This is a genomic window from Ancylomarina sp., assembly GCF_041555295.1.
In the GTDB taxonomy this organism is placed as follows: Bacteria; Bacteroidota; Bacteroidia; order Bacteroidales; family Marinifilaceae; genus Ancylomarina.
Genome location: NZ_JBFFKR010000166.1, coordinates 1 through 7,768, shown reverse-complemented (window position 1 = coordinate 7,768; position 7,768 = coordinate 1). Strand labels below are relative to the sequence as shown.

6 protein-coding genes are annotated in these 7,768 nt (G+C 36.0%); all 6 read right to left on the bottom strand.

Annotated features, from left to right (window positions below; genetic code table 11):
- Positions 1-545 (bottom strand): transposase (locus ABY905_RS11550; RefSeq protein WP_372643949.1); only part of this gene is annotated, 545 nt, incomplete at its 3' end.
- Positions 546-1,246: 701 nt separating this feature from the next.
- A complete protein-coding gene (locus tag ABY905_RS11545; RefSeq protein ID WP_372643946.1) occupies positions 1,247-1,693 on the bottom strand; it encodes a C-GCAxxG-C-C family protein in 447 nt (148 codons plus the stop codon).
- Between the two features lie 165 nt (positions 1,694-1,858).
- A complete protein-coding gene (locus tag ABY905_RS11540) occupies positions 1,859-3,559 on the bottom strand; it encodes a histidinol-phosphatase HisJ family protein (RefSeq protein WP_372643943.1) in 1,701 nt (566 codons plus the stop codon).
- 328 nt (positions 3,560-3,887) lie between these two features.
- On the bottom strand, positions 3,888-4,313 hold the full coding sequence (locus ABY905_RS11535; protein ID WP_372643941.1) for an SRPBCC family protein: 426 nt from the start codon (positions 4,311-4,313) through the stop codon (positions 3,888-3,890).
- Positions 4,314-4,609: 296 nt separating this feature from the next.
- Positions 4,610-5,674 carry a magnesium/cobalt transporter CorA gene (corA, locus tag ABY905_RS11530; protein WP_372643939.1) on the bottom strand — a complete coding sequence of 355 codons (1,065 nt, stop codon included), beginning with the start codon at positions 5,672-5,674 and terminating at the stop codon, positions 4,610-4,612.
- Positions 5,675-5,801: 127 nt separating this feature from the next.
- Complete coding sequence (locus ABY905_RS11525; RefSeq protein ID WP_372643935.1) at positions 5,802-7,325, bottom strand: carbon-nitrogen hydrolase family protein; 1,524 nt, start codon at positions 7,323-7,325, stop codon at positions 5,802-5,804.
- Between the last annotated feature and the right edge of the window lie 443 nt (positions 7,326-7,768).

The following is a 7,768-nucleotide window of genomic DNA, read 5'->3' as shown; positions in this document are numbered from 1 at the left end:
ACTTCATCTCTTTTGAGCAAAGAAGATTTGTCGGAATAAAAGCTTTCAAAAGAAGAATGTTTCCAAGTGCGTAAATCGTTGGTAAACCCATGATGCACAGGATTGAAATGTATATAGTGTATCAAATCGCGAAAATAAGAATCAGAGTCGATGAGCAAACGCCTGAAGGGCTTACGAAACAGTACCCCTTTTCTACTGAACTGTTTGTTTAATGCTTGTGTATAAGAATTGAACATGTGGCTGAACTGTAAAGAGACCAATTTTTCCAGCGACTGGAACTTAGGCCTATTTTTATCCAATTGTTTACCAATGCTTTTAAAATAAATAGCCAATTCGTTTTCACTTTTAATGCGCAGGGCAAAATGGAAATGATTGGGCAAAAGGCAGTAAGCAAAGGTATCGGCAACAGGGGCGATATAATGTGTGTATTTTCTTAAAAAGAAGCGATAATTCTCATCCGATCGAAATAAATTATCAGTACTTACAGCATGATTGAAAACATGATAGGTGCTCTCTGGAATGAGTGCAGGCGTATAATCTTTCATCTGATTATAAATTTACGTTTTTACCCTATGAAACTGACCTTAGAAGCATCTTCCTGGTATGAAGGGTTTTGCACAGGAGGTTTCATAAAAATAAACAAAATATTGATATCATTTATTGTTTACGTTTTTTGTTAGCCCTGCTGGCGTTTGAAACGCAGACGAAGCTAACAACAAACAAACATTTACAATAAATTTAAAATAGTTTCCACTAAGTTGAAATATCAGATAAAACTGCAAGTATTGGTTAAATAGAAAGAATCTGGTTTGTAAAGACCAAAGCCTGCCAGAGTTTAAAACTCTGGCAGGCTGATTTCAAACAAACATTTTCAGTAAACTCAGTTTATCGCAACTGAGAACTGACAAGCTCCCTTTTAATTAGTGATAATCAGTGGTTAAATATCTTTCCTTTTTTAATCTGTGAATACCGAGCTTGCAAGATCAATGAAATTAATTTGTGTAATCTGTGGCTCATTAAAAAAAGTTGCGCAACTAAAAATTGAAAACACATTGACTATCTTTCGCATTTCGCATTTCGACAGGCTCAATCTGCTGAAGCTCAATGACCTAAATGTAGCACCACCCTCATTAAAATAAGGAGGGGAAACTGTTAGCTTGAAATATATGAGCATGAAAAAGCCCAAACCATAATCAGGTTTGGGCAATATTATATGTATTGATTGGCTTTGATTTAGAATATCAATTTATTTATCTCCGATCAATCCCTCAATCAGTTTAACTGAATCGGCAAGGCATTTAGAACAAACATTTTGCTTTAGGTCCTTATCTTTGAATTGATTTCCACCCTCAATGGTTGTAAAATCACAATCCAGAAGGGCTTTGCAATCAAGCGAACCATGCATGGCCTCAAAATCGACCGTAAACTTCTGAATCATCACATTGGTTGCATTACGAGCTTCAATATTCTCGAAATGCTTTTGAGAATTATAGATACCCAATGCCATGAAGGATCCGGTAACTGCACCACAGGTCTTTTGTAATTTTCCCATACCTCCACCGAAACCGCTGGATACAGATAGGGCAAAACTCGGATCGAATTTTAAATGATCGGCATAGGCCGTTAATATAGATTGGGCACAATTCATCCCGTTATAGAATGAGTGTATCACTTTTTCTTCAATATCTTTCATGTGTCAATAATTTGTTTTTTAATTATTAGCTAAAGCTCATGAGGGCTAAAGCCATTGTCACATGGAAATCGCCATCTTAGTCATTTCCTTTTGTTTGGAATACTTTACTAATGGCTCGTTTCATGTGTTTCTAATTTACTCTTAATTCCCAATGAATTAGATGTATTATTTAAGAAGTAATTGTGTTGTTTCATGAAACTGATCGCCTAACTGGGACAATAATTCACGAACAACTCTTGGATTCCCATCTACTCCCAAGGCTGCATAGCCCTTATTACCGCGGTGCCCTAGTTGAAGATCTATAATATTGATATTCTGGGAAGCCATGGCCGAGAGCAATATAAGTAAAACTCCTGACACATTATTATGGACTGTCACCAGCATTTGTGAGCTGATCGCTATAGGGAGATCAACACCATCCACCTCCAACAAATAGTTATCGCCATCTTTAAGATCAGGTACTTCAAGATGATCACCAAAATAGATATCAAAAAAGGTGTCACCTGATGTGCCTTTTACAAATTCAACCGCATTACGAATCTGCTCATCATTCCCCGAAAGTGTTAGGAAGGCTGTAGCTGTACCATCATCATTGGAATTGAGGTAGGCCGTATCCACATTAATCTCCTCAGATGCTAAGGTATTGAATAAGATAGATAAGACTCCTGGTTTATCCTGATGATGAGAAAAGAGCCCCTTTACACGTTCAAATGGTTTATCGGGTTTTTGGTGACTAATCGTAATCGATTTGGTTCCTTTTCTAATTCGAATAGCCTCATATTCTCCCAATGAAGTTGAGTTTTGATGATCGTCCATTAAGGCTAAAAAAGCTCCGCCAAAAGAAAACTTAGGTATTCTTCGCTGCTTCGAACTTTCGAATCTACGATTCAACATTTCAATCCCTAAATTCAAAACCTGGTACTGCTCGGTTTTCTCTTCACTCAATCTCAGAGAATGCTTCTCGGGAATACATTTTGAGAAACTCACATAATGCTTATAACCATTTTCTAAAGCATAGTCTATTCCCACTTGATAATCCTTGCCCAAATCCTTTAATGAATGGGCGTCCGTTCCTATTGCTATAGGAATGTTCAATTCTTTAGCTCTGGTAAGAATAGATGTATCCGGGTATATGCCACATTTCTTACGAATTCCTGCCAGATTGATATCCAGTGCTAAATTGTATTCACTAAGCATTTCTAATAAAACACGCATTCGTCTAGCCAAAAAATGCTTAGACGTATCCAGTTCTAATAAAGGTTTAGGGATAGGAACGTAAAGCTTAGGTAAATCAATATGCCCAATCACTTGAATCATATCCCAGGAACTATCAATCATTTCAATGACTTCTTCGATATAAGCACCCCAATATTGCTCGACTCCACCACGAATTTCGACTAATCGTTGTGCTTCCTCTAGCGATCCATCATAGGCTATTCCTTCACGCGAGAAGTGAACAGATCCAATAACAAAATCAGCATCCTGAGCCTGGAAAATTTTGGATCTATTCCACAGTAAACCCAAATCAGGTCCCAACCACTCCAACTCTATTCCGTATTTGATATTAATCAGATGACCAAATTTGTTTTTCAGATTAGCAATTTTACTGGGGTAGTCTAGATAGGCATTATGGCCACGAATAAATTTAATATCAGTCCGTTTTTCTGCGTCGTAACGAAAACGAGTCATTCGTGGCGTATGAATAATGAAGGTAATATTGGGATATCCTCTATTAATCGCTTCCTGAGTGATTATTTCAATATCGTCGATACCATGTTTCACATGGTCGTTTCCTGTACCTACATGAATACCATGAGTTTCCCATAAAAACGCATCGGGAGAACTTATTTTCTTTTCTACTTGCATGCTTTCCATATTTTTCTTTCGAAATAGACCCGTCAATAACTGATCGAAGGCTAAAAGTAATCTTTTTGTTCCTCATAGTCTCCCAATAGCCAGCCATTTTCACCAGATAATCAGACACAATCAACATTTATTATAACGAAAACGTTTGTGATTAAGTCAATGTGAAAAGAATAGGTATGCACCTCATCAGTGTATCAAAAAAAAAGGAGGAACCCAGCGTTCCTCCTATTCAAATATCATATCTTATCATTAAAATCTGCGTCTAAATATATTCTACAGTCTATAACACTTGACTCGTTTTATAACGGACAATGCCAATTTCCCTCCTTCAAATAATATAAGTCTTTAAATCTTGTAAAAGAGCTTCATATAAAGGATTAAGGAATTCAGCGACACCTTCTTCTTTTTCTAATTCCCATGTTGTCGTCCACAATACAAATGAAGAATCATTCTCTGTAACAGGAAAGACGGTCAACTCTCCTACATATCCAATAACATTATTCTTTGAAGCGGGCCCTGGACCATCATCTATACTGTAAGTAAACTTTTTGGCATGATTATCAAAGGATAACAAGGTTTCATAAAAGTTATCATTTATAATTCTCTTAGCGCCAACTTCATAAAAGGGTTTATCTCCTACGATTTCAACTTTAGTTACCACATTTCTGGCCCATGATAACTCATGAAAATTTCTCAACACATCCCATACTTTCTCAGCAGGAGCATCAATAACAATCGAATTATAGCATCCCATTTTTCTGATTTTTAAATACATTATAAAACTATAATTTACTCATAAATCTTCACAACTCCTTACACATAGGCTTTATTTCTTTTCATTTTGCCTACAAGATTTGTCGAATTAGCAAGGGCATCTACCTTACTCCCATTACAATTCCGATTATTATTCGATTGGTCACTTATTCGGTTTGGAATGTACTTAAACAGCTCACAACAGGCCGAGAATCAGATTAAATTAATGTAGCATCAATCAATGCTTATGCAACAACTACCAGGCTTCTTAATAAATGTATAGAATTTAGATGATTCCTAAAACCATTTTTTTTGTTTAAAATAAAAGATCATAGAAATAGCTGTGATAATAATTACCCCCCACATAATAAAATAGCCGTACTCGTAATGAAGTTCTGGGATATTGTCGAAGTTAGTCCCATAAATACCCGCGATAAATGTTAATGGAATAAATATCACCGAGAAAATAGTTAAGAATTTTAAGATATCATTAAGTGTATTACTAACACTGGTATGAAAAACACTGAGTTGATCTGAAAGGATTTCCCTATAGCTATCCAAAGAATCATTTGCAAGATTAATATTATCCTGAAGTTCTTTTAAATGCACAGATAGGTTCTCATGCAACAATTCAGAATCCATTTTCGCCAGACTCAAAACCATCTCTCTGCAGGGCTTGATTGATTTTCTGAGGAAATTAATTTCGCCCTTATATTTATTTATTTCTTCTAATGTTTTATTCGAAGGATCCTTTATTAATTCATCATCAAGAGATTCAATTTTTTCACCGACTAAGCTTATGATGTATATATAATTATCTATAATGATATCGAGAATGGCAAAAGCAAGATAATCGGAACCCGAATTTCGAATTCTTTTTTTACTTTTTCTTAATCGCTCTCTAATGGGTTCGAAAACATCGCCCACTTTTTCTTGAAACGATAACAGGATATTTTCTTTAATGATGAGAACAAAATTTTCAGATGAAATTTGGTCATCAGACTGACGATATTGAAGCATTTTTAAGGAAATATAAATACAATTATCATATTCATGTATTTTAGACCTGGCATGCGTGTTCAATACATCGGGTATGATAAGCGAATCCAATTTGAATCCCGAAGCTATTTCCTGCATGATTTTTTCATCGTGTAAACCGTCAACATTAAACCAGGAAGTTGTTTTTGAATTACTATAATTAAGAACTTCACTGATTTGATCTACTTCGAGTTCATTTAACTTCTCAGAATTAAAGTTAATGAGTCTTAACCTGGTGAAATCGCTTTTCTTATCACCCCTAAAATGAATTGCATAGGGTGATAAACCTATTGTATCTTTTTTTGTTTTTATAAATCTTGCCATATCAGCTAAATCTTAAAATAACCAGGTGAGTCTTATTGCACCTATTAACTGTGATAATACTATTCTTGTTCTTTATAATCGTAAGTCGTTTGCCCCGGAGAGATAAGACATCACCAGGGCTAATGACTTAACGTTTCCGCAATTCAAACAGATCTTTTCGTCTGTCGCGCAAGTTTTTAACGCTGCCAAATTGATTAAGCTCTCTTAATAAGTCAATATCAACATCAGTTATTAAAATCATTTCGGTATTTGTGGTCGCCTCAGCCTTAATGCCATTGGCGGGAAAAGAAAAATCACAAGGGGTGAAAACCATCGATTGAGCAAATTGTATATCCATATTATGAACCGCCGGCAAATTCCCAACACTGCCCACAATTGCAACATAACATTCATTTTCGATGGCTCTCGCCTGAGCACAATGGCGCACTCTCGAATAGCCATTCTGAGTGTCTGTGAGGAAAGGCACAACTAAGATATCCATCCCCTCATCGGCTAAGAGTCTACTCAGTTCCGGGAATTCGGAATCGTAACAAATCAGAACCCCTATTTTGCCACAATCGGTATCAAAGGTCTTAATTTGACTGCCCCCCTGCATTCCCCAAATCTTGGCCTCATCGGGTGTTATATGAAGCTTTTCGTATCTTTCAGTAGTCCCATCCCTTTTGCACACATAGCCAACATTGTAAAGGAGATCATTTCGCATTTCGGGCATACTTCCCGTAATGATATTGATGTTGTAAGCAATTGCTAATTCTGAAAACTTCTGAACAATATTTGCCGTATGCTTTGCCAATTCTCTTATCGCCTCAGATTCGGGAAGGTGATTGTTTCCCGCCATTAATGGGGCGTTGAAAAACTCAGGAAACAGGGCAAAATCAGATCGATAAGCCGAAACCGAATCAATAAAATATTCTGCCTGTTGCATTAATTCTTTAAGGTTCTTGTATGGACGCATTTGCCACTGGATTAAACCTAAACGAACATTTTTTTTCTGAGTTGCTGCTTTTTTAATTTTCTTTTGATAGAAAATATTATCCCATTCCAGTAATACGGCAAATTCATTTGATGCCTCATCTCCCTCAAGGTAGCCTTTCAATATTTTTGAAGGGTGAAAATCATTAGAAATCTGGAAGTTTAGAACGGGGTCATTAATTTCTTTTCTTTTAACCTTTTCGATGTATTCCTTAGGAGAAATTTCGCCTGCATGTTTATGATAGTTTGGTATTCTTCCCCCAAAAGCGATCCCTCTTAAATTCAAACGCTCACATAATTCCTTCCTGTAATCATATAGTCTTCTTCCGAGTCTTAATCCACGAAATTCTGATTTGATAAAGACATCTATCCCATAAAGCACATCACCCTCGGCTGAATGGGTATTGAAAGAATAATTCCCCGTTATTTCCTTATAGGTGTGGTGTTCATCAAACTTGTCGTACTCTACTATTATCGAGAGTGCACATCCTGCCAATTGATTGTTTACTTTAATGACAACCTGACCTTCGGGGAATTTTTTTATTAGAGATTTAATCTGTTTTTCTCCCCAATAGGAATTGGGCATATTGGAATAAGCCTCAATCATAGCACTTTTTAACTCCTGATAATCATTAGGGGTTAAAAATTGCAATTCAATGTTTTCGATATCTCTTATCATGGCTTTTTTAGTGTTGCTAAAACAATATGGTTTTATAAGTGAAAATGGTTTATTTACACCAAAGCTTATTAAACTATTCACACATCACATGCTGGTATTAAAAAAAGAAATGAGTGTGACTTGTATTGTAAATTTAATAAAATTCATATTTAAGCTTAAGTTTTATGAAAATAAAGTTTCCAACATGAAACACCTGTATCACATAAGGGATGTCTTTAAATATCGATAAAAGGATGGCATTACTTAGCCCTCTGATGAAGCTTGTATGGAAAAATGGCTTTTGGATCAATTTTAGCTCAAGCATCAATAGCGTCCTAAATAAATTGGCGCTTCGCCCAAACCCGACTTCATTTTTTGGCTTGATCCAAAAAACGAAGCAAAAAAGATCAAGGCTGCTTTTTAAATATCTTTCTTATTTGCCTCATGCTTAAGTGTGGCCGGGT